General features: G+C 57.6%; 18 protein-coding genes. 10 read left to right on the forward strand and 8 right to left on the reverse strand.

The window, feature by feature from the left end; genetic code table 11:
* Nucleotides 1-12 precede the first annotated feature (12 nt).
* Genes H6815_03410 through gatA form a run of 3 tightly spaced genes read left to right on the forward strand, consistent with a single transcriptional unit; the run spans nt 13 to nt 3,493 of the window.
* On the forward strand, nt 13-1,635 hold the full coding sequence (locus H6815_03410; GenBank protein MCB9859475.1) for a hypothetical protein: 1,623 nt from the start codon (nt 13-15) through the stop codon (nt 1,633-1,635).
* 23 nt (nt 1,636-1,658) lie between these two features.
* Nucleotides 1,659-2,009, forward strand: a complete 351-nt coding sequence (gene gatC, locus H6815_03415) for an Asp-tRNA(Asn)/Glu-tRNA(Gln) amidotransferase subunit GatC (GenBank protein MCB9859476.1) — start codon at nt 1,659-1,661, stop codon at nt 2,007-2,009.
* A 20-nt stretch (nt 2,010-2,029) separates the two neighbouring features.
* Nucleotides 2,030-3,493, forward strand: a complete 1,464-nt coding sequence (gene gatA, locus H6815_03420; GenBank protein MCB9859477.1) for an Asp-tRNA(Asn)/Glu-tRNA(Gln) amidotransferase subunit GatA — start codon at nt 2,030-2,032, stop codon at nt 3,491-3,493.
* Here gatA and H6815_03425 read toward each other — a convergent pair.
* On the reverse strand, nt 3,485-4,747 hold the full coding sequence (locus H6815_03425) for a hypothetical protein (protein ID MCB9859478.1): 1,263 nt from the start codon (nt 4,745-4,747) through the stop codon (nt 3,485-3,487). The two genes, gatA and H6815_03425, sit on opposite strands and share 9 nt — an antisense overlap.
* Nucleotides 4,748-4,852: 105 nt before the next feature.
* A complete protein-coding gene (locus tag H6815_03430) occupies nt 4,853-6,427 on the reverse strand; it encodes a YifB family Mg chelatase-like AAA ATPase (protein MCB9859479.1) in 1,575 nt (524 codons plus the stop codon).
* Between the two features lie 154 nt (nt 6,428-6,581).
* Here H6815_03430 and H6815_03435 point away from each other — a divergent pair, with 154 nt between their 5' ends.
* Entirely contained in the window at nt 6,582-8,447 is a 1,866-nt protein-coding gene (locus H6815_03435) for an aldehyde dehydrogenase family protein (GenBank protein ID MCB9859480.1), read from the forward strand.
* Between the two features lie 7 nt (nt 8,448-8,454).
* On the opposite strand, the gene H6815_03440 is transcribed toward H6815_03435, so the two are convergent.
* Nucleotides 8,455-9,342, reverse strand: a complete 888-nt coding sequence (locus tag H6815_03440; protein ID MCB9859481.1) for a methyltransferase domain-containing protein — start codon at nt 9,340-9,342, stop codon at nt 8,455-8,457.
* Between the two features lie 220 nt (nt 9,343-9,562).
* Between H6815_03440 and H6815_03445 the strand changes: the two genes are divergently transcribed.
* The gene (locus H6815_03445; protein MCB9859482.1) at nt 9,563-13,072 is read left to right on the forward strand and encodes a DNA translocase FtsK; all 3,510 of its coding nucleotides are present in this window, start codon (nt 9,563-9,565) and stop codon (nt 13,070-13,072) included.
* 23 nt (nt 13,073-13,095) lie between these two features.
* Entirely contained in the window at nt 13,096-13,461 is a 366-nt protein-coding gene (locus H6815_03450) for a VOC family protein (GenBank protein ID MCB9859483.1), read from the forward strand.
* A 1-nt stretch (nt 13,462) separates the two neighbouring features.
* Here H6815_03450 and H6815_03455 read toward each other — a convergent pair whose 3' ends face one another.
* On the reverse strand, nt 13,463-14,659 hold the full coding sequence (locus tag H6815_03455) for an aminotransferase class I/II-fold pyridoxal phosphate-dependent enzyme (GenBank protein ID MCB9859484.1): 1,197 nt from the start codon (nt 14,657-14,659) through the stop codon (nt 13,463-13,465).
* A gap of 99 nt (nt 14,660-14,758) precedes the next feature.
* Here H6815_03455 and H6815_03460 point away from each other — a divergent pair, with 99 nt between their 5' ends.
* Both H6815_03460 and H6815_03465 read left to right on the forward strand, forming a co-directional pair.
* Nucleotides 14,759-15,979: an amidohydrolase gene (locus H6815_03460; protein ID MCB9859485.1), complete on the forward strand. Its 1,221-nt coding sequence runs from the start codon at nt 14,759-14,761 to the stop codon at nt 15,977-15,979.
* 17 nt (nt 15,980-15,996) lie between these two features.
* Nucleotides 15,997-16,593, forward strand: coding sequence for a hypothetical protein (locus H6815_03465; protein MCB9859486.1), 597 nt, complete (start codon nt 15,997-15,999; stop codon nt 16,591-16,593).
* 40 nt (nt 16,594-16,633) lie between these two features.
* Here H6815_03465 and H6815_03470 read toward each other — a convergent pair whose 3' ends face one another.
* From H6815_03470 to H6815_03485, 4 genes are all read right to left on the reverse strand, one after another.
* Nucleotides 16,634-17,281: a hypothetical protein gene (locus H6815_03470; GenBank protein MCB9859487.1), complete on the reverse strand. Its 648-nt coding sequence runs from the start codon at nt 17,279-17,281 to the stop codon at nt 16,634-16,636.
* 141 nt (nt 17,282-17,422) lie between these two features.
* A complete protein-coding gene (locus tag H6815_03475; protein MCB9859488.1) occupies nt 17,423-18,352 on the reverse strand; it encodes a hypothetical protein in 930 nt (309 codons plus the stop codon).
* A 189-nt stretch (nt 18,353-18,541) separates the two neighbouring features.
* A complete protein-coding gene (locus tag H6815_03480; protein ID MCB9859489.1) occupies nt 18,542-19,579 on the reverse strand; it encodes an NAD(P)H-binding protein in 1,038 nt (345 codons plus the stop codon).
* A 141-nt stretch (nt 19,580-19,720) separates the two neighbouring features.
* Nucleotides 19,721-21,169: a DUF4375 domain-containing protein gene (locus H6815_03485; protein ID MCB9859490.1), complete on the reverse strand. Its 1,449-nt coding sequence runs from the start codon at nt 21,167-21,169 to the stop codon at nt 19,721-19,723.
* A gap of 127 nt (nt 21,170-21,296) precedes the next feature.
* On the opposite strand from H6815_03485, the gene H6815_03490 reads away from it, so the two are divergent.
* Together H6815_03490 and H6815_03495 are read left to right on the forward strand one after the other, a co-directional pair.
* Entirely contained in the window at nt 21,297-21,770 is a 474-nt protein-coding gene (locus H6815_03490) for an ATP-dependent zinc protease (protein ID MCB9859491.1), read from the forward strand.
* Entirely contained in the window at nt 21,767-22,972 is a 1,206-nt protein-coding gene (locus H6815_03495) for a RimK family alpha-L-glutamate ligase (protein MCB9859492.1), read from the forward strand. The genes H6815_03490 and H6815_03495 overlap by 4 nt, the downstream gene beginning before the upstream one ends.

Below are 22,972 nucleotides of genomic sequence, written 5' to 3' on the forward strand. Positions count from 1 at the left end.
ACATCAGATGCGATGCCGATCAATCTGTCTATCACGCTCCCTGCGATTGCATTTGTCATTGTCAGCGCAGCAGCTTTGGTGCGCTCACTTCTCGGCAAGCGTCTTGTAAGCCGACAGATTTGTCGCAAGTGTCGATACGATATCGACGCACTGATACCAAAGGACGCTCCGGGTGTCACGTGTCCGGAGTGCGGCACAATCTACACGTTCTCAAGCAGGCACAATCGCACCACCGCGGGAAGGTACCTGTTCCTGTGCCCGAAGCAACGCAACTGGTTCGCGATCATGATCAGCGCTCTTGCTGTTGCAGGTGGTGTGTGGCTGGTGTATGAACGCGGCCGGTATTCCCTGACACAACTCATGAAGATGCCCATGGCAAAGCTCGTCGGGTATTTGCCTGAGCACGGATCGATCAACGCAATGATCAACGATTCCGGTTCTGCTGATCCGATGCGTGTCTTTATGTACCGGCTTGTTGATCCACGTCTGGAAGAGACAGACCGTGTGCTCGCTGTCAGATATATGGCCAGCCTCCTCAACCCGGATGACGTGGAGATCACGGGGCGATGGCTGGATGCTGAGCGCATTCTCGAGTTGACACGCACGCACTGGAACGAGCTCGAACCAGAGTTCGTTTTCATTCCCGACTGGCTTGACAGATACCCAGCCTTGCTGACCGAAGAGTCGCCGTGGTTCCTTCACTGGATGCTCAACGGTGTTCAGGAGGAACAAAACCTTCGGGCTGCTGTGCAGTACCTGCAGCGCGTTCGCGAAGCATCGCCACAACCAGTCGAGAATGCGAACCCCCACTACAGAACCGCCATCAACACAGCAATGCAAAGTCCAATCGCAAACAGGACGAGGGTCTTCGTTCCAGAACTGCTCGCGGTCATCCGTGATCCTTCCAGCAATCAGCATCTGTACGAAGAGACAACGCAACGGCTCATGACGGATGCGATGCACGATCATTTGTCATTCGATGAAGTGATTGGCTTGCTTCGCACCGACTATGCAGTGTCCCGTCAAGCAACTGCATCTCGCCATGACTTCACTCTCTCCCAGCAATACACGATTGATCTCCACACAGCTGTCTACTGGCCGGTGGTGTACCTCGGGTTCAAGGCTGACGACGCAATCGAGCACGAAGAGGTCAGGTCAGCACTTCAGGCGCTTGAAGCATCAGACCGTATTGCGGATCGAACACTTGCCGCGCTGTTTCGTCGAGCTGCAACAGAGCCTGGCACGACGATTCTCGATCAGGCGATTCGCGCATCTCCATCGTCTTCTAACGCTACAAATATCGCGATTGCAATCCTGTTCTATGTTCCCAACGGCACGGACAGAAAGACATATGTGCCGTGGCTCCGCTCGACCCTAATGACAGGAAACGAGATCATCCGCATCGCAAGCGCAGAACTGCTCATCCGTAAGTACCACGGGATCGTGGATACGGGTCTTGAGGAATCGGTCTCCTGGCGCGAGCTTCTCACGAGCGCAATCGACCCCGATATGCCGTGGCTGACCTACACAATGAATCGGCATATGCATGTTGCGACACCTCACATGATCGACCCACCCTCACAGCCGATGCCCGCATGGATCTGGAATCCCGATGATCCTCTGCTGACACCCTGACATCTGCCCATCTACACTCGTGTATGCCTGAAACGCAACCCTCCAGCACGCTGACAGACGCGGACATCCGCAAGATCGCACGACTTTCACGGCTCGCGGTCCCAGACGACCAGATCCCCGCGATGCGCGAGAAGATCGGTGCTGCGCTCGGATATATCGAGCGTCTGCGATCTGTTGACCTCGAAGGTGTCGAGCCCATGGCAAACCCAGCAGCTGTGTATTCCTCCGACTCGCCGGATTCGAACAGGCTTGACGACGACGCGATTGGCAAGATGCTTCCGACGCAAGCGCTCATGGACATGGCTCCCGCGACATCGCACGGGCAGTTCATCCTCGTTCCAAAGGTACTTGACGGTGAAGGCGGTGGCGCATGAGCAACCCAGACACACCATGCATGACAATTGCAGAGATTGTCGACGCAGTGACATCAAAGCGTGCAAGCGCGATGGAGATCACGAACCACTCGCTGGCAATGATCGATCGCGCAGAGCCGAAAGTGCACGCATTTCTTGAGATCTTTCACGACCAAGCGCGCACGCAGGCAAAGGACATCGACGCACGCATTGCACGCGGCGAGACCATTGGCCCGCTCGCGGGCGTGCCCATCGCCCTGAAGGACAACATGTGCCTGAGCTATGGAAGGACAACATGCGCGAGCCGGATTCTTGAGAACTTTGAGAGCCCGTACACCGCAACCGCGGTGCAGAAACTGATCGACGCTGGAGCTGTGATCATCGGCAAAACCAATCTCGATGAGTTTGCCATGGGCAGTTCGTGCGAGCACTCTGCTTTCGGTCCGACCAGGAACCCGTGGGATACTGATCGCGTGCCCGGCGGATCATCGGGCGGAAGTGCCGCTGCGGTCGCATACGGTGCTGTACCAGCGTCGCTCGGATCAGACACGGGTGGCTCCATACGCCAGCCGGCTGCACTCACGGGTATCGTCGGGATCAAGCCGACCTACGGCAGAATCAGTCGATACGGGCTTGTTGCCTTTGCATCAAGTCTTGATCAGATCGGCCCGTTTACGCGCACTGTCGAGGACGGCGCGCGCATGCTCGACGCGATGTGTGGATTCGATCCACTCGACGCAACCAGCACAACGCTCGAACTTCCCCAACTGACCGGCGAGATTGATCAGCCGATCGAGCTTCTCACCATTGGCGTGCCGAAGCAGGCGCGATCCGACGCGGTGCATCCCGCTGTTGCAAAGGCGTTCAACGACGCGGTCAATGTGTATCGCTCGCTCGGTGCGAACGTGATTGATATTGATCTTGCGCACTCCGAGCTTGGCATCGCTGCGTACTACATCGTCGCGCCCGCAGAAGCATCGAGCAACCTTGCAAGGTTCGACGGGATCCGTTATGGCAGACGAGCCGAGATGAAACCGGGCATGTCGCTCGAAGATCTCTACGCGCAATCACGCGCTGAAGGATTCGGTGACGAGGTGAAACGACGCATCATGCTCGGCACCTACGCGTTATCATCCGGGTATTACGACGCGTACTACACCACAGCGTTAAAAGCCCGCCGGCGCATCAAGGATGACTTTGACAGAGCATTCGACAAAGGTGTCCACGCGGTGCTGATGCCGAGCGCACCAGGGCCCGCGTTCCGGATTGGTGAGAAGACGAACGATCCGCTCGCACTCTATCTCGAGGATTTGTTCACTGTCGGCGCCAATCTCGCTGGACTTCCCGGTATATCCATGCCAGCCGGGTTTGCTGAGATCGAGGGCAAGCAACTGCCCATCGGCGTGCAGCTTATTTCACCTGCGTACGACGAGAAGACCATGCTTCGCGCGGCTCGCACGTTCGAGAAAGCAACGAGCTTCCATAACCAGTGCGCATTAGTGTGATGGCTCAGGTTCGTTCCACCGGCTACACACAACCATGCACACGCCGATGATCGAGAGCGTGCATGTGCGCAGGAAGAGATCAAGGAACGAGAGCGAGCTTGCGCGAAAACACTCGCGCACCATCGAGATCAGCACAACGCCGAAGCATACCGCAAGCACAACAAGCAGTGGCCTGCGAAGCGATTCAAGCAGTGGCTTGCTGGTACTTTCTTTTGTCTGAGCTGGCAACATGATCGCAACAACTGCGCGCGACAGCACGACGGGCACCGGCGCGAGCACGAGCACCTGCGCCGCACCAAAGCAGTGGTTGAGCACATCGCCGAGCACAACGCGGGATGCGTTCCCGATCGCGCCGAACCCGAGGATCATCGCCTGGAACAGGCTCCAGATGCCTAGCGCCGCAATGAGCACGCTCGAAAGCCCGCCAATAAGAAGCCCCACGTCTGCAAGATTGATAGCGACGCGCTGCGTCAGTGTGAACGATGCTGCGTCATCATCCTCGTGCACTGCGATCGATCGCAGCTCATGCGCTGTCAACGGGCTCCCGATCAGCGACCGCCACCACTTCCACGGCAGGTACCAGACAGGAATGCGCACAAACTCCGGGGTTGGTTCGTTGGATGACATTGGTTGTGATTGCACCGATGGAGCAACTGCATCAGATGATGCCGGAGTAGTTGCAAGAGTCTTGTCACTGTCTTCCTGGACAGATGCTTCTGTCTGCGTGTGATTTACCGGTTTACGCCGATCATCAAAGGGGCTGTGTAGCTCGGTGTCTGCCTCTTCGTCGATGCGCTCAGCATCGCGTCCGGGCAGCAATGGTGTAACGCGTCCGACATCAACCATTCTTGGCTCATGCGTGACAGCACCGTTGGTGTGCGGAGGCAAGTCCGATTCTGTTTCGGTCACGCGTGCGTTCAGATCAAAGAGATCGTTCCGAACCCTCGCCCGCCGACGCGTAGCCGCGGTTTCACCCGCTTGCTTGATCTGGGCAAGTACATTCTCATCAACAAGTTCATCGCCCAGCGAGTCATCGTTGTTACCCGCTTCTGCAACTGTTATGTCAACTATGTCAACCGGCTTCAGCTCAACTGATGATGATGAAACCGGTGTCTCGTCGACCGGCACCGCTTGGCGTCTCGTCTCGGACAATGCGTCGTGTGATAGCGATCCCTGAGGTGCCGATGGAGGATCGGTGTCGTTCAACTGGGTTTCTACACCCACCCACCATCGCTGTCCCTGCTGATCAGACATGCCGTCAATCCCCGCTGCATGGGTGCAGAATCCGCACCTCCGCTTCGGCGAATATACGCACAACTGGCTGAGTTTACAGGAATCGACGCCGATCGACAGGCACGCTTATGACATCTGACGATCGAGCAGTCGATACTGGATCGCTTCTGCAATATGCGCGTCTTCGATCTGGATTTGGCCGGCAAGATCGGCAATCGTTCTCGCAATGCGTCTGACCTTGTCGTATGCGCGAGCCGACAGATGCAGGTCAACCATTGCCCTGCCAAGCAGCGCGGTTGCATTGTCTGTCATTGGCGCAAGCGCATCGAGATCCTTCCCCTTCAGCGTCGCGTTTGTCCGGGCCTGGCGATCAAGCTGACGCTGACGCGCGCTGAGCACCTGCTCGCGCATCTGCGCGGAGTTTGTACCGACACGAGCCTGCGACAACTCTTTCCATGGGACAGCTGGGGCTTCGATGTGGATATCGATGCGATCGAGCAGCGGCCCGGAGATGCGGGCCATGTACCGGTCAACATCGCGCTGCCCCTCCTGTCCTGCGCGCACCGTGCCACGCTGCGTTGGGTTCATCGCTGCGACGAGCATGACGTTCGCGGGAAAGCTGAGTGTGCCATGCGATCGTGCAATGGTCACAACGCGATCTTCGAGAGGCTGACGCAGCGCTTCAAGCACGTTGCGTGAGAACTCCGGCAGTTCATCAAGAAACAGCACACCGTGGTGTGCAAGACTGATCTCACCCGGTCTTGGGACCACACCACCACCCACGATTGCAGCACATGACGCGGTGTGATGCGGCGCTCGAACCGGACGCGCTGTCACAAGCCCCTTGCCATGCTGAAGCACTCCCGCGCTTGAATGCACTCGGGTTACTTCGAGCGCCTCATCGGGTGTCAGCGTGGGCAATACACCCGGCAATGCGCGGGCCATCATTGTTTTGCCGGTTCCCGGCGGGCCAAGCATCAGCAGATTGTGCGCACCCGCAGCAGCGACAACGATCGCTCGCTTTACCGATTCCTGCCCCTTGATTTCTGCAAAGTCGACAGCCGCACTCGCATGTGAGAGTGCTGATGCGACATCGATTGATGGCACAGGTTCAATATCGAGTGTGCCGTTGAGAATCCCGACCGCTTCTGCAAGCGTTGACACGCCATACACATTGATGTCCTCAACCACTGCTGCTTCGGTCGCGTTTTCGTACGGCAGAATCACAGAGTGCATGCCTCGTGCGCGTGCGAGCAGCGCAAGCATGATCGCGCCGCGGATAGGTCGCACCCTGCCGTCGAGCGCGAGTTCACCCGCGATCAGGCAGTTGCGCAGATCGATCGCTGCGTCAGGATTATCATCGCTCTCACCACCCGCCATCGCGAAGGCATGCTGGCGGGTGCGCGACATGACTACAGCCCCCTGCACCGCGAGCAGACCGATCGCGATGGGAAGATCGTACATCGGCCCTTCCTTGCGAACATCCGCTGGTGCAAGATTGATCAGAACCCTTCCATCAGGGAATCGGTAGCCAGCGTTCGCAATCGCACTGCGGACGCGCTCAATCGCTTCACGAACCGCAGCATCAGGCAGACCAACAACCGAGGCGAAGTTGGTTGTGTTTTTGTCGTGATCGACCTCCACCTCACACAGGCGGGACTCGACACCAACGGGGATGTGGGATTGAACTCGAGCGAGCATACCTAAACTATATCATATATTCGGAATATTTTTGGTGCAAACGAAGACCAAATACGCAAAAATGTCATTATTTTGTTCGATACCTGGTTGGATTCATCGATTCTCCACATTCAGCGGGATAAACCGAGTAGATTTCGTCGATCAATCTGACACGATGTCCCAGCATGCTTCGGCAACTCCAATCGCAGGGCCCGCAAGGTCCGGAGCACCCGCGCCACCAGCCAGGCAGGTGGTTCGGCCGTCCCACGCTGCTGCCAGCGATACTGCAACTGCGCACAGGATTGAAGCCCATGCTGTCAACGCGCGCGATCGCGTCCCGGGCAAGTCCATCATCGCGGGCCGATCAGCGATTGAGGAATCGACCGACGCATCACGACTCACACTGACATACCACGCGACAGATCCAACAACGGGCGAGGCGCTAGAACAAAGGTACTCGTGCGCAACATCCTCACAGATCGAGTACGCGTGCGAGCGCGCATGGGAAGCGTGGCATGCGATGCGCGACATACCAGCGCCAGAGGCTCGCGCGGCTCTGCTTGAGTGCATCGCATCGAAGCTCGCGCTGCTCGCCGACGAGCTGCCCGAAATCGCTGCGAAGGAAACCGGATTCAGCGTCATGCATCTGCGCACAGAGCGGAGCAAACTGCTGATGCACCTGCACTGGCTCGCAAACGAAGTACGCGCCGGCAACTGGCACAAAACAGTTATCGAATCGCCGGACTATGACCGCAGACCAATCCCGAAGCCCGACATGCGATCGATGATGCGATCGATTGGTCCCGTGATGGCGCTCGGACCCGGGAGTCTTCCCATCGAACTCGGAAGCGCCGGACGCGACACTGCATCGGCGATTGCAGCGGGATGCCCTGTTGTGTACAAAGCGCATCCATACCATCCCGGCACGGACGAGATGATGGGTTGGGCTGTTGCATCTGCAGTTGAAGAACTTGATCTTCATCCAGGCACGTTCTCAATGTTGCACGCGGGCGGGCGCGATCGCGACGTTGTTGCACACACCATCCTCCAGAATCCATGCATCCGCGGCGTGGTGGGATCCTGCTCGTATGAAGCTGCAGACGTGCTCGAGGCATTTGCGCACAAACGCAACGACGGCACACGCATGCTGTTGACAACGGGCACCGCGAATCCAGTCGTTGTGCTCCCAAGCGCGCTGGCAAACGAGACAGAAAAAGTTGCTCGGATGGTGTCTGAAGCAACGGTGCTCTTCGGCGGTCAATCATGCCACAAGCCCAGCATCGTTCTTGGCATCGCCTCCGAGGGATTTGAAAGCCTTACACACCAGATGGTCGATCGTCTCAGCGACGCGGAGCAGCACATCGTCATATCCGAGTACGTGCGCGAACGGTACAACGCGCAGCTTCGTGCGCTTGGTGGGATCAGCCATGTTGAGTTTCGCTCTGGAAAGGTGAGCGATCATGCCAGCGGTCACAGCTCACAAGGCACAGCTCCGATCTCTGACAAAACCGCGCAGCAGAGCACGCCAGTTGCTGTATCACCAGCAATCCTGCGTACTGATGCGAAAACCTTCCAGAAGAACGCATTGATGTATCGTGAACTCTTTGGCCCCGCAATCATCCTTGTCAGCGCAGCAAATGAAGCCGAACTCATACAATCTCTCGCGTCGTTCCAGGGATTTCTGAACGCAACGCTGTGGGCGCAACCAGCCGACGGCGTTCTCGCAAAGAAAATCATGCCAGTGCTTGAGCAGCGCTGCGGTCGCATTGTGCTGAATGACTCGGCGATCCACATCGAGGACTGTGCAGCACTCGTGATTGGTGGCCCATCACCAGCCCAGATGGAGAGCCACCACGCATGGAGTTCCACAGGACGGGATTCCATCGCCCGTTTCACACGACCAGTCTGTTTCGAGCATGTGTGGGAGAGCCTGCTGCCACCAGAACTACATCAGGACAATCCATTGGATGTTGCGCAGACGGTTGACGGGCAACTGAATGAGAGCGAGCCTCTACCGGAAATGAAGGCAAAGAGCGCATAAGCGCTGCCTACTTCTTTACCATACGAGCTGTCAGCGTCAGCAGCACCTGAGGATTCCTGATAACTGCTCGCTTCTTTCGAAGCAGATAGAACAGAATCTTTGTTGGTCCGGGGAAATACCCGCGCGGACCGTCGGCTTCGAGGAACGCATAGGTTGGTTTGTCAAATCCGGTCTTTGATGCTATTGCGTCGATCTGCGTTTTCGAGTTGCATTTGTACTGCACCGGATAGTGGTACTCATCCTTTGAAGACCGCTTGATCAACCGAAGGATCAGCTCATCAATCTTCATTGAGTGCATAATGGAAGCTGTCAACGTAAAGTAGTGCTTCTTGTTTGGTGTCATGAAGATATGCACACCGCCGGGCTTGAGTACGCGTGAAACTGCCGACATGTACCCATCAGGATCAGCAACGTGTTCCATCACCATGAACGAGTAGACGACGTCAAAGTGGTCGTCGGGAAGGTCGGCTGTCTCCATCAGCGCGTGCTGCATGTGATCGAACAATCCGTCTTCCGGTGTCACAGTATTGTCGGGTTCAATCCCCCAGAAATCGTCGATGTGATGGCGCATGGCACGGGTGTAATCAACCTCCCTGCCAATGCCGCGACCACATCCGACATCCAGCACACGCACGGGGTCGCTCGATCCGGCAGCTTCCCGCTCCATTCGTACCCGATCGCACTCTTTGATGATCAGGCGAGCAAAGACTCGCCTGCGATCTGAAGTTTCCAGGAAGTTGTACCCGCTGGCAAGTTCCTCAAATGTCTTGTCGTCGAACGGTCTTTGTGGAGCGATTGCGTTTGCAATCGCTTCGGGCATGGCGCTGCCATCCCGGCGTGGCGCCACAGATGTCCCTGTGTTGATCCGGGTGTTCTTCTGATCCATTTGATCCATTCGAGGCGTGTCTCCACCACAGGTTGGGGTGTCAGAATCGCAGATACCGAAGCCCATCGTACCGACAGGTTTGACAAGATGTCGGATCGTCTCGAATGCACAGGGACACCAGCCAAAGTTGCCACGAAGCCCTCCTCAAACGCAGCAATCACTCAGAATCAAGGAAAGCAAATCGTGCTGGTACCGATGATTGGTGCCGATTGCCGATAATCAGCGGACAATGGGAAATCTCTCTTCGTCGTCTCATGCGCAGACCAAGGCGTACACTGGCGGGGCACTTATGGCGTTTTCGGACCATCGAGTATGGCGTGGAGTCGCGTGGATGCTCGCGCTTGTCGCGTGGCTGTTCTTTACCACATCGCTCCTCGGGTTCCACGCGGGTGACGCACCCACGCACGTTGTCTATCCACCGAATGCGCCAACCCTCAACTGGTGCGGCCCAGCTGGAGCAACGGTTGCATACCACGCGATCCGTGTCTTCGGCTCCGGCGTCTGGATTATCGTTCTCGGCATGGGCATGTGGCTCGGCGTCACAGCTGCTGGGTACCGCGTCGGGCTTGAGTGGATCCGGATGGTCGGGCTGCTGATTCTTGCGGGCGCACTCGGCGGCACGCAGGGGGTGTTGTTCCCGAACTCCGGCCCGTTCCCGGATCTTGCTGGCGGCGTCGTTGGTGAAGCGATCGCGCACTGGCTCAACACGCGCTTCCACACGTTCGGATCGTTGCTCATCCTGCTCGCATTCACAGCCGTTGGAGCAGTCATCGCGTTCGACAAGTGGGTTGTCCTTGCACCATTGTGGCTTGGTAAGAAAGCCCAACCGATCGCGTCCAAAGCAGGTGCGGGAGCTCTTGCTGGCGCGGTCTCTGGCGCAAGCGCTGCTGGCGGATTCGCAACCGAGTGGGCAGGCGGCGTGCGCTCGCGCATTACTGATGCAAGTGCCGCTCGGCGTCACGCACCCAGCAAAGCACGCGTCCGTCGCAACGACATCGACGACGATGAGGAAATTCCTGATGTCGACGAACTCCCCCATCGCCAGCGCAAGCCCGACCATCCGGAGCGCGATCGCAAGCGCAAGGCAAAGAAGCACACCCAGCATGTGCAGGCTGAGGATGTCGACGTTGATGATGCAGACACAGACGACGAGGACATCATCGCAAAGCCGAAGCGTGCAGAGCGTGAGCGGGTGCGTGCAACAAAGAAACGCCGCCGCGCTCGCCCTGAGGTCGCAACCTCGCACGAAGATGATGAAGAGTACGTGGAGATAGACGAACAACATGACGCGGTCGGCGCGTACGCCAAGGACCACGACGACGACGCAAGCGAGCCCGAGGAGTCGTACACACCAGAAGAGCTTCGTGAGAAGATCGCCAAGCTGCCCGTGGTCTTTGCGAAGGACACGCGCAAGGTCGCGACTGCTGAAGATCTCGCATCGCTCCAGACGCAAGATCTCGATCAGCCGTACGAGTATCCGCCGCTCGACCTGCTCGAAGAGCCCGAGGAAAACTTCACCGAACGACTGGAAAACGTGGTCCGTGAGCAGGCAGAAGCGCTCGAAGCTGCGCTCCACGAGTACCGCATCAAGGGCGAGGTTGTGGGCATCGAGTCCGGCCCGGTCATCACGCTATACGACGTGCGCCTTGCGCCGGGAACAAAGGTCAGCAATCTGCAAGCAGTGTCATCGGACATCGCGCGCGCGCTCAAAGCGGTCAATGTGCGCATTGTCGCAAACCAGCTCGGACGCGACACCGTCGGCATTGAGGTGCCAAACCCCACGAAGGAGAAGGTCAGACTCAAGGAACTGATGAGTTCCAACCAGGCATCGTCGAAGATGAAGCTGCCCATGTTCCTCGGCAAGGACGCGTCGGGCGAGCCGCTCATCGCAGACCTGACGAAGATGCCGCACATGCTCATCGCCGGCACGACGGGCTCGGGCAAGAGCGTGTGCATGAACACGATCATCATGTCGTTCCTGTACACGAAGCGCCCGACCGAGCTGCGTTTGGTCCTCGTCGATCCCAAGATGGTCGAGATGTCGCAGTTCAAGGACATCCCACATCTGATGTGCCCGGTCGTGACCGAGATGGCAAAGGCCGCTGCCATCCTGGAATGGGCTGTTCGCAAGATGGACGAACGCTACGAGCTGCTCGCAGAAGCGGGGTGCCGCGATATCGCAACGTACAACTCGCTGTCATGGGACGAGCTGAAGGAACGTCTTGAGCCCGCGAACGAAGAGGACGAGAAGCGCATCCCGCGCACGCTCCCGTACATGGTGTTCATCATCGACGAGCTCGCCGACCTGATGATGACCAACAAGGAGGTCGAGGGTTCGATCATCCGCATCGCGCAGAAGGCGCGCGCGGTCGGCATCCATCTGATCCTTGCAACACAGCGTCCGCAGGCAAACGTCGTCACGGGTCTGATCAAGTCCAACATGCCGTGCAGAATGACGTTCAAGGTCTCATCGGGCATGGACTCGCGCATCGTGCTCGACCAGAAGGGCGGCGAACTGCTGCTCGGGCAGGGCGACATGCTGTATCTGTCTCCCTCGTCGCACAAGCTCGTGCGCGCGCAGGGAACACTTGTTGACGATCTGGAAATCCGCAAGGTTGTGCGCTTCATCCGAGATCGATCGCGTGCTGCGTTCGATCCGGCGCTTGTCTCGATGCGTGGCGAGATGTCCGCCGACGAGCAGCGCCTGCACGACAGCCAGAACAACTCGTCCGCGTCGCTCCAGGCTGCACAGGAAGATCCGCTCTTTGAACGCGCTGTCGAGATCGTGCTCGAAACGAAGCGCGGAAGCGTGTCATTGCTCCAGCGTCGTCTTGCGATTGGATACACACGCGCAAGCAGACTCATCGATCTAATGGGTATCGCGGGCATCATCGGCGAGCACAAGGGAAGCGTTGCACGCGAGGTCGCGATCACGCCTGCCGAATGGCACGCCATGAAAGAACAAGCTGAGCGTGATGCTGCCGAGGGCAGACTGCCCGGACAGGAAGGGCAGGGCGATCTGTTCGCTGGCGCATCAACATCCAGACCAACCGACGATGCACCGGCACCGCGCGTGACACCATCGCACAGCGATGATGTGCCGTTCGATGTTCCAGCGTCGTCAAGCATGTCGCGTCAGCCGGCGCACGCAATCTCCATGCGTGAGGACGGGAGTTCTGCTGTCGAATCAACCGAGCACGACACCGCGGTGCAGGTGCTCGACATGACCGACAAGGACGACACAGAGAACGACGAAGAAACAGACACCGTCGCGCTGAAACCCACGCCGCAACTAAAGAAGACGCCGATCGAGGTGCTCTCGCCATCGCGTGATGAAGATGACGAGGAAGCTGAGTACGAGGACGAGACGGACGACGAGGCTGAAGCGTCGTACGACGATGATGAGTACGAAGAGGATGACGGTGAAGAAGAATACGAGGATGACGAGGAAGAGAACGACGACGAGAGCGATGAAGAATACGAGGACGACGAGGAAGAAGAGTACGAAGACGAAGAAGATGAGGATGAATACGAAGAGGGCGATGAGGACGAAGATGAACTAGACGAGGACGATGAAGAGTACGAGGACGAAGACGAAGACGAGGAATACGAAGAAGGGGACGACGAAGAAGACGAGGATGATGAGGAAGAGGAGTACGAAGAAGAAGACGGCGAGTACGAGGACGACGAAGAATACGATGAAGAGGAAGAGGACGAAGAAGACGACGAGGACCGTTGAGCGCGATGCAGGAATCTGAGCCGATGCTGGAACACGAGAAGATCAACTACGTCGAGTTCCCGTCGCGAGACATCCCCGCGACCAAAGCGTTCTTCACAACAGTTTTCGGGTGGTCGTTTACAGACTACGGCCCCGACTACACATCATTCGAAAACCAGGGCATAGCGTCAGGTGGATTCTTCGCGTCGGATCATGCGTCGCAAACATCAAACGGCGGCGCACTGATCGTGTTTTACAGCAATGACCTTGAAGCAACGCAGGCAAAGATCGAGCGTGCTGGCGGGACGATCGTCAGACCAACATTCTCGTTCCCCGGTGGCAGACGGTTCCACTTCACCGAACCATCGGGCAACGAGTTTGCTGTCTGGTCCGACAAGGAACCGAGGTGATTCAGCCTTTCATCAGATCGCGCAGAACATCGAGCCCGCGCGCCAGATTCTCGTTGCTCGTGGCGAAGCTGATCCTGAAGTGTGTGTCGCACGTCGAGAACACATTGCCCGGGATCATCAGCAGGTTCTTCTCGATTGCTTTTTCAAAGAGCTGACTCGCGGTCATGCCGAGGCGCTCGGGCACCTTGATGAATGCGTAGAACGCGCCTCCCGGCTTTGATATCTCGGTGACATCGCCGAGCGCATCGAGCACCATGTCGCGCTTCTTCTGGTACGCGGACACGGTGTCGTGCATGTCAACATCGAACGCCTTGAGCGCGCCCCACTGGCCCATCGACGGCGCACACACGAACGAGTACTGCTGCATCTTCGCCATCTGCATCATCAACGGCTTTGGCCCAGCCGCATACCCAAGACGCCAGCCCGTGCAGCCGTACGTCTTGCCGAACCCGCGGATCACCAGCGTGTCCTGCCCGTTCGTGTTCCCGCCAGAGTTGCGCGATGGTGATGGGCACCGCATGTCAGTCCCGTCGGGCGTCGGATCGGTCAGGCCATCGGAGAACGTGAACTCGTCGTAGATCTCATCGGATACCAAGAGAACGCCGCGCGATCGGCACAGCTCCAATAGGTCCGTGCATGTCTTCTTGTCCGCGACAACACCGCACGGATTGCTCGGCGAGTTCAGCAGCACGAACTTCGTGCGCTCTGTTATCAATGGCTCCACGCGTTCGGCAGTCAGACGGAAATCCGGGTATGTGCTGCAGATCACGGGCTTTGCGCCGAACAGCCCGGCAAGATGCGGATAGATCACAAAGTACGGATCGGGGACGATGATCTCGTCCCCCGCCTGCAGCGTCGCCATCGCGAGCAGGAAGAGCGCACCCGACGTGCCCGAAGTCACGATCGCGTCCATTGGATTTGCTGCGCTGTCAGAAAAATCCCATCCGAGATCGTGCGCAAGATGATCCTTGATGCGAGTCTGGAGCTCAGGGATGCCCTGCGTGAGCGTGTACCCGTTCCGATCCTCGCGGATCGCGTCGATCGCAGCGTTCTTGATCGCATCGGGCACGGGGAAGTCGGGCTGCCCGATCGAGAGATTGATCGGGTCTTTCAGCGACCTGCCCAGCTCGAACACGCGCCGGATGCCCGACGCATTCACTGAAGCTGCGCGATGCGCAACCAGACGGTCAAAGTTCAGAGCGTGCGTGTGCGTCACAATGGATCCCTCCAGCCCAAAGCGTATGCCCAAACCCCGATTTTTCCGACGAAGATGCCGTTTCGTGCGTTACAATCGACCATGACAGCCACACTCGATCGCAATGCCGACCTGACGAGCCTTCTCCAGAGCGCGCTCCCGCGAGCGCTTGAGATCCGCCACGACCTGCACATGCATCCCGAGCTCATGTTCGAGGAAGCCCGCACCGCAAAGCTCGTGATGAACGAGTTGAAGACACTCGGGATCGAGTGCAAGGGCGGGTTCGCCAAGGGCACGGGTGTGATTGGGTATCTGCCAGCAAACGCGCCGGGCGCGAGCCAGACGGGCACAGTTGCGCTCCGTGCTGATATGGACGCGCTCCCGATCAACGAGGAAACGGGCAAGCCGTACGCATCGAAGACACCCGGGATCATGCACGCGTGCGGGCACGACGGACACACGACCATCCTGCTCACCGTGGCTCGCGTGCTCTCGAAGATGCAACGACCGCACCCCGTGCTGTTTGTCTTCCAGCCCGCTGAAGAGGGCGGCGGCGGCGCGGACCACATGGTGAAAGAGGGCGCGCTCGACGGCGAAGCAAAAGGCGGACTCGGCGAGCCAGTCACGCGCATGTTCGGGCTCCACGGCTGGCCGTCGCTTGAGATCGGCACCGTCGCAACACGCCCCGGACCACTGCTCGCAGCAACAGACGAGATCGAGGTCACAATCCACGGCACGCAGTGCCACGCCGCGTTCCCGCATCTCGGCACCGACACCGTCGTCGCGTCGGCGAGTGTTATCAATACGCTCCAGACCATTCCATCAAGGTCTATAGCGCCGACCGACTCGTGCATCGTCACCATCGCGACGATCCACGCGGGCACAGCGAACAACGTCATCCCCGCCAGCGTCCACATGACTGGCACCGTGCGCACGCTTTCCGACGAGACACGTGCGCTCACGAAGAAGCGTTTCTTCGAGGTCGTCAACCACACCGCGCAGGCGCACGACTGCCGCGCAGAGATCCACTATGAGGAAGGCTACCCCGTCACGCGCAACGACGACGCGCTCGCAGCGTGGTTCCTCGACACGGCGCGGGGTGTCATCGGCGACGAGAACGTGCTTGTCCAGCCAACCGCAGTCATGGGCGGCGAGGATTTCTCGTACTACTGCAACAAGGTGCCATCGTGCTTCTTCTTCCTCGGGATCAGACCCAAGGGGCAGGAAACGTACCCGTCACTCCATCAGCCCGACTTTGACTTCAACGACGACGCGATCGAGATCGGTGTACAGCTGATGTGCGCGTGTGCGATAGGCAACTGAGTAAACGTGGTAGATACATGACGACGATCGCAAGAGCCTTGATCCTTGCTGCAGCTTTCGCTCTGCTTTTAACCGTGTACAGGATCTATCGCCATACTGTTGGTGCAGGACGACGACGAGCACTGTGCAACGATGGATGGAAGCGCAGTGGCACGAACTTCCTTGCCGAGAACTGCAGGAAACAGCTGTATGACAACGATCTTTGTATGGTTATGCGAAGATTTGGCCGGGTGTATCGCCTGATTGGAACAGACGCACTCTACTGCGAATGGGGCAAGGTAGTCACCCATACATCGCAAGCAGATCACAACTATCTCTTGTTCGTGTGGCCAAATGCAAGCCCCAAGGCCACCGGTTTATTCGGTTATGAGAGAGGTTTTGCAATCTCGTCGGCTGTGCTTGGGTTAAATCAACTGAACTCAAGCGAGTTGGCCTCTGCGTACCGTGATCAGCTAGATAAGGTAGCAAAGGTATTGCGCTTTGATCTTGCAAGAGGAGATCTTTCCGACTGGATGATTAAACTCGATGAAGAATGGTGTTGCGCACTGATCTTTGGTGATATTTCTACACCTGAAGTACTAGAGCTTGCGAATGATGTTTTCAGGTGCTTTTAGGCATGATCAAAATTGGCGTGCGACTGATGTGCGAGGCGGGCTAACAACTCATCTGCGTGCCACACTCAGGACATACTGGAAGATCTCCTGCGCTGTAACCGCACTGAACGCACAGGCGTTTCTTGGTGCGTACATATCTGCACACAATCAAAGGACCATGCACCAGACACGCAAAACCAAAGGCGTATAAGAGCGTGTTCACGCAGAAGCCAATCCACAGGGGCTGGAACGGAAGTATGGCAACATACGACTCATACGCTGGCGATGAGACGGGATACCCACGGTGGTAATGCGGCTCAAACTCGATGTAGTCCGCGTCATCGGGCTGGGTGTATCTCAATGTGTGCCATGCCATCATGCTTCGCATCGGCCAGCCCGCGCTGATGGCATAGTCCCGCATATCAAAGGTCACAGACGCTTTTGGCCACCAGACCATGCCTTGATATGACTCCACCTCGTCGGCATGTCGTGATAGCAGGGTGCCTGGCCTGCCACATCCTGTTACAAGTTCCCATCCAAATCTGCGATTCACAAAGAATGCGACTGGAGCGCCATCTCGTGGATTGTGGTAAGGCTTCCACTCAAAGAACGTTGTTCCATGATGCGCAACAATACCCCACGCGATGCCAACATTGACTATTGCACCAAACAGCATGTAGCAAAGCACGAGTGCGATCTTCCTTCGCATGTATTATCGTAGACGCACTCTCATTAGCGAGATCATGGTCACGCAAGCGTGACCATGGCACCCTATGAAACAAACAAACACCCCGGGACCGCAATCCCGGGGCATTAAGAACCAACTCAATGACTGGTACTTACCACATTATCATGCAGCCCGCGCCTGGCGCATGCCATTGCGCACGTGGTCGAAAAGTCGCTTGGTGAGCGGGCAGGGCTCTGCTTCGTGCAGTGCATCAGCGAGCGCACGATAGTAGAGCTGTTTCACCGATGCCCGCTCGTGATCGACCGCGTCATCATCAGCGTATGTCCCAAGCGCGTCCGTGCGCGCAAGCGCAAGCACCGCACACACACGCCGTGCGTCACCCGGCGCCTGCGCGACACGGCGCGAGTGTCCGCTTGCAACACTGCCATCGGGCCCGATCGAGATCGCAAGGACCCGCTCGCACTGCTCAAGCAGTTGTTTCATGTACGACCCGCCCTCGGCTTCAACCTTCGCACGCAGGCTCTCGTCCGCTGGCGTAAAAGGATCGAGCGCCAGCAGCGCGCCGATCTGCGCTTCAGAACCACCGTGCTCGACGAGCAGACGCATCGCGTCGAGCCTGCACAGCCACTGCTGCTTCTGCTCCTGCACGGACGACACCGCGAGCGCGCCGAGCACGCCCGCGAAGTTGAGTTCATTCGAAGTGTGCGAGAGTGTCTGCATGCGTTTCTCCTTTCGCGCATCGGCTGGGTGAGACGCTGCTTCTGATGTTGTTGACTTGTGCTGAGAAGAAACAGCTGCGGGCCGAATGCTCGCGCCCGCGTGCCGTGGTTCGTATGGAGTTTCGTTGCGGGACTCGAGTCTCGTCTGAAGGTACTTGGCGTGCGCCTTCACGAGTTTGATCGCCTGCTCAGCATTCTCGTACCCGTCGAGCATGTACGCGAGTGTGTCGGGATCAGCCGCAAGCACATCGGAGACGGTGCAGATGCCGGTGCGACCCAGCGCAACCGCCCACTGCTGGCTGAACCCCTCGATCGCGTCGAGCCGAGCGCTGCCGGGAGAGTTCTTTTCGAGTGAGACGCTGCGACCTTCCATATGGCATCCTTCCATTGATGTGCGTGCTATCACCATGGAATTCAGCGTGCCAGCGTGCGAATGCATACGAATGAAAACGTGTCTGCGGCACCGAGAACCAGCATTCCAGGTGTACCAATCGTCACAGACAGCACACCACCACCCGGAACAGATGAACCGGGAACGGACACTTTTCAGAACAAAAAACTGTTATGCGGCGGGCTCGATAGCGCTCGCGTAATCGGCGAAGGTGGTTGAAAAATCGGCGAACGAGCCGCCAAAGATCGCGTGCGCCTTTGCGGTGTCTGGTGCGTTATCCTCGGCTGCCATCTTCGCCATACCCGCATCGAAGGGGAGCACCGACCCAAGCCCGATGTACTTCGCCGCCTCGACCTTGATCGCTGCAATATCCGCAGGAATACCGATGACCGGCATCTTCCTGTTTGCGTGCGGCACGTTGTTGCGGATGGTTGTCAGCATCTCGTACCAGTACAACGTCTCGGGCCCAGCAAGATGGATGATCTCGCCGATCGCGGCTTCATTTGTCACGCTCTCGACAGCACATCTTGCAACATCACCAACAAAGACCGGCGCGATCACCGGCTCCTCCCAGCGACCCGCACCGCCTGGGACACTATCGACCGCGCGCGTGCGCACAAAGTATGGGAGAACAACAAACGGCTGCGCCTTGCCCTGCGCCATCGCAGCAGCCATGCGGATGTAATCACCCTTCGGCCCATGCACCATCGACGGACGCAGGATTGTCCAGTCGAGATTGCTTGCGCGCACGCGCTTCTCAGCAGCAAACTTTGATTGCTGGTACTCGTTCACGCCCTCGTCGCTCACGCCAGCTGCGCTCATCTGCACATAGCGTTTGACGTTGTTCCTCTCGGCAGCATTCAGCAATGCGTCCGTCGCGCCGACATGCATGCGTTTGAACGTCTGCCCGCCGCGAGCCTCGCGGATGATGCCGGTGCAGTTGATCACACCCGTCACACCCGCAACCAGTTGGTCGAGCACGCCCACATCGAGCGCATCGCCCTTCACCAGCGAGAGCCGGCCGCCGTGGAGTTGCGGATCTGTTGGAAGCACCTTGTCTGCTTTGGCATAATCACGCACAAGGGCTTTGACGGTCCAGCCGGATGCCAGCGCCTGCTTTACAACGTGGTGGCCGATGAAACCGGTCGCGCCGGTGACAGCGATGGTGCCTCGATTGGCGTAGGTGTGGGTCGCAGCATCTGTCGTCATAATGGAGTTCCGGTTCCTTACCAGCAGAGTTCTCAGTGGACCAGACAGGGTACGCATGGAGCAAGCCGGAGTTGCTGTGTCTCGTACAATCGATCGGCCGGTTCAGGCATTCTCTGAAAATATTGCGCTATCGGCAGCCACTTATCGTGGGCCAAAATGCTCCGCGTGTTTGGCGATGTATCGAAGCAACAACAGTTCGCGGCTGCCTTTGTCCTCATAAAACGCACGATCCAGAGGGCTGAATGTTTCTTCGTTCTTGCGAATCACCTTCGCGAGTTGCTGCTGTCGTTCGTCGCGATCTGTGCTCGGTTCGGCGGCTCCGAACATCTTGGCAGCTTCCGCGAGCAGTGCGTAGTCGGTTATATTGCCCATTGCTTCAAACCCCGCAACAGCATCAGGCCAGTTGTCACCGGCACTGTTGAAAAAATACTGTGTGAAGCCGCCGTTCTCAATCTGATCGATGCAGATTCGAACAGCAAGGACGTGCCGTTCAGGTTGAGAGACACCATCCCAGCCAAGAGCATCGAGTCGATCAAACGCTGGATGGTATGGATTAGTTATGCCATGTCGTTGCAACTGTGCCATCATCCCGAACTCCTGGACTCTGGCAGATGGCGAATGCCCTGCATGGGCAATCACCTCGCGAGCCGCATCTGAGTCGATATTCGCTAGCAGAAGTAACACCTCGCTCATAACATAATCATTCGGATAAGTTGCGATGTCCTTTTCGAGTTCGATAGCAAACTTGAGAAGCAGCGTTTCGGGAACAGTTGCATCACACATGCGCAGTGCTTTGAGCACATACTCAAGTCCATTTTTCCCCAAAGTGAGATTCTCAGGATTTGTGAGAAACTCGATAGCGCGCTCACGATCCAGACCAAGGAGGCATAGCGGCGCTTCACCGCTTACCGTCTTGTCGCGACGATACACGAGCGATTCGACTGCCTTGTACAGGTCTTTCCTGTATCTGCTGGTTGTCCGACTTGCTTTGAGTGCGCGGATCATGCCCATCATCGCATAACTACGGACATAGTCGTCCTCATCAGCAAGGGAAACCCTAAGAGCATCAACGACGTTGTCATTTCCGGCACTGCCGAGCACGAAAGCTGCATGTTTGCGAACCTCGTCGTCTTTATGGCGCACAAGTGTGCTTACAACAGGAATGGCTTCTGGAGGCAGATACTGTTCCAAACACTCAAGCAAGGAAACAAGCGGCATCGAACGCTTATCAAGGATGTGAGATCGTCCCCGAACCTCTGGATCGACTGGCGTGTGAAATCTCGGATCCGACAGTGCATCAACCAGCGCGGGATACATGCGCGGCCCGGCAGAGTTAATCGCCTTCCGAGCGAGACGGTGCGTATTGTCATCAAGGAGCATGTCGATCAGCCTCTCGGTCGGTGCATCTTCCAACTGCGACAGGAGTTCCTCACGAGCGACTTGTTGCTTGGTGAGTTTTGCCCACTCTCTGGGGTTCCTGACGTAGTCCTGAAATCGCTTGTTCGACCTGTCTGCACGTTTGCTAAGCCGGCACCAAAGCACGGCAGCCACAATCACTGCGAGAACCACACCAAGGGATGAAACCAGCATCGGAAGCACTGTCGACCTCGATTAAGAAACTCACATGCAATGCTGACAACTCCACTTGAAAAGTATTCTAACAGTTAGATGGTTCATGGCCCGGCGGTTTCTCGCGTCCTCCCTAGAATCATCCCGTATGCCCGATTCCCAACCAACCCTCATCCTCGGCTGGCGCGAGCGCGTCGACATCCCCGCTTGGCATATCCGCGGGATACGCGCCAAAATCGATACCGGCGCACGCACCAGCGCCATAGACGTAGCGCAAATCGAGGAACTGGAGGATGGCAGGATCAGGTTCGAGGTCGTCGCACGCACGTCGCCGACACGCAGGACCCGATGGATTGAGGCAACGCCCGTCCGGCAGACCATTGTGAAGTCGAGCAACGGTGAATCGCAAACCCGCCATGTCTGTCTTGTGCATGTGCGCATCGGTCCCTTTGAGCGTGATATCGAGGTCTCGCTGGTGTGCAGGCAGGGCATGCTGTGCAGGATGCTCATCGGCCGAACTGCGATGGAGGGCATGGCGCTGGTCGATCCTTCGCAAACATTTCTTGTAACAAGCGGAACGAGCGCGAAACAGCGTCAGGCACCCGCAGAAGGAACAACATGAAACTCGGCATTCTGTCAACCGCACCAAAGTGCTACTCGACACAACGGCTTGTGCAGACTGCGCACGAGCGCGGGCACAAGGTCAAGGTGCTCAACACGCTCCGTTTCTCCATTGAACTGCAGGAGGGCACGCCCGATCTTCTTTTCAGATCGAAGGAGCTGACCCAATATGACGCGGTCCTGCCTCGCATCGGCGCATCAATCACGTACTTTGGTACAGCTGTCGTGCGACAGTTCGAGCAGATGGATGTGTACACACCCAACACCGCAAACGGGATCACAAACTCCCGCGACAAACTCCGCGCACTGCAGATTCTGTCGCGCCACGACATCGGCATCCCGCACACAACATTTGTACGCGATCGTGCCGACGTGCTCCCAGCAATCGAGCGCATCGGCGGTGCGCCGGTCATCATCAAGATTCTGGAGGGAACACAGGGCGTTGGTGTCATCCTCGCGGAGACAACCAAGGTGGCGGAAGCCATCATCGAAACACTCCAGACCGCGAAGCAGAACGTGCTCATCCAGCAGTTCATCGCCGAGAGCAAGGGGCGCGACATCCGCGCGTTCGTCGTCGGTGACACAGTGGTAGCAGCGATGCGTCGTGTCGCACAGGGCGACGAGTTCCGATCGAACGTGCATCGAGGCGGACACGCCGAGAAGGTTCAGTTGAACGATGAGTACAAAGAGACCGCAGTTCGAGCAGCGCAGATCATGGGCCTGCGTGTCGCTGGCGTTGATATGCTCGAAGCGAACGAGGGCCCGCTCATCATGGAGGTGAACTCGTCGCCGGGCCTTGAGGGTATCGAGGGGGCATCCGGGCTGGATGTCGCTGGCGCGATTGTGGATTACATTGCCAATCAGGTGGACTTCCCCGAGATCGATCTTCGCCAGAGACTGACTGTCTCCAAGGGATACGGCGTTGCAGACATTGTGATCCCGGAAGGATCGGAACTCGTTGGAAAGACGATCCTTGAATCGGGGCTGCGCGATCAGGACATCACGGTGCTGAATCTGCATCGTGGCATCTCGGTCATATCGAACCCCAAGGGAACACGCATCATCGAGGCTGGCGACAGCCTGTTGTGCTATGGCAAGCTCGAAGAAATGCGTGATCTTGTGCCCAAACGCCAGCAGCGGAAGCGAAAGGTGAAAGCACACAAGCTCGATCCAAAGATCATCGAGGAACTCGGAGCCTCATGA

This window comes from Phycisphaeraceae bacterium (genome assembly GCA_020639155.1).
GTDB lineage: Bacteria > Planctomycetota > Phycisphaerae > Phycisphaerales > UBA1924 > JACKHF01.

Excerpts from the sequence above, each read along its gene's own strand:
- H6815_03435 (MCB9859480.1), top strand. The coding sequence starts at position 6,582 with ATGTCCCAGCATGCTTCGGCAACTCCAATCGCAGGGCCCGCAAGGTCC.
- H6815_03410 (MCB9859475.1), top strand. The coding sequence starts at position 13 with ATGCCGATCAATCTGTCTATCACGCTCCCTGCGATTGCATTTGTCATT.
- H6815_03470 (MCB9859487.1), bottom strand. The coding sequence starts at position 17,281 with ATGCGAAGGAAGATCGCACTCGTGCTTTGCTACATGCTGTTTGGTGCA.
- gatC (MCB9859476.1), top strand. The coding sequence starts at position 1,659 with ATGCCTGAAACGCAACCCTCCAGCACGCTGACAGACGCGGACATCCGC.
- H6815_03475 (MCB9859488.1), bottom strand. The coding sequence starts at position 18,352 with ATGGAAGGTCGCAGCGTCTCACTCGAAAAGAACTCTCCCGGCAGCGCT.
- H6815_03440 (MCB9859481.1), bottom strand. The coding sequence starts at position 9,342 with ATGGATCAAATGGATCAGAAGAACACCCGGATCAACACAGGGACATCT.
- H6815_03430 (MCB9859479.1), bottom strand. The coding sequence starts at position 6,427 with ATGCTCGCTCGAGTTCAATCCCACATCCCCGTTGGTGTCGAGTCCCGC.
- H6815_03465 (MCB9859486.1), top strand. The coding sequence starts at position 15,997 with ATGACGACGATCGCAAGAGCCTTGATCCTTGCTGCAGCTTTCGCTCTG.
- H6815_03445 (MCB9859482.1), top strand. The coding sequence starts at position 9,563 with ATGGGAAATCTCTCTTCGTCGTCTCATGCGCAGACCAAGGCGTACACT.
- H6815_03480 (MCB9859489.1), bottom strand. The coding sequence starts at position 19,579 with ATGACGACAGATGCTGCGACCCACACCTACGCCAATCGAGGCACCATC.
- gatA (MCB9859477.1), top strand. The coding sequence starts at position 2,030 with ATGACAATTGCAGAGATTGTCGACGCAGTGACATCAAAGCGTGCAAGC.
- H6815_03485 (MCB9859490.1), bottom strand. The coding sequence starts at position 21,169 with ATGCTGGTTTCATCCCTTGGTGTGGTTCTCGCAGTGATTGTGGCTGCC.
- H6815_03425 (MCB9859478.1), bottom strand. The coding sequence starts at position 4,747 with ATGTCTGATCAGCAGGGACAGCGATGGTGGGTGGGTGTAGAAACCCAG.
- H6815_03495 (MCB9859492.1), top strand. The coding sequence starts at position 21,767 with ATGAAACTCGGCATTCTGTCAACCGCACCAAAGTGCTACTCGACACAA.
- H6815_03450 (MCB9859483.1), top strand. The coding sequence starts at position 13,096 with ATGCTGGAACACGAGAAGATCAACTACGTCGAGTTCCCGTCGCGAGAC.
- H6815_03490 (MCB9859491.1), top strand. The coding sequence starts at position 21,297 with ATGCCCGATTCCCAACCAACCCTCATCCTCGGCTGGCGCGAGCGCGTC.
- H6815_03460 (MCB9859485.1), top strand. The coding sequence starts at position 14,759 with ATGACAGCCACACTCGATCGCAATGCCGACCTGACGAGCCTTCTCCAG.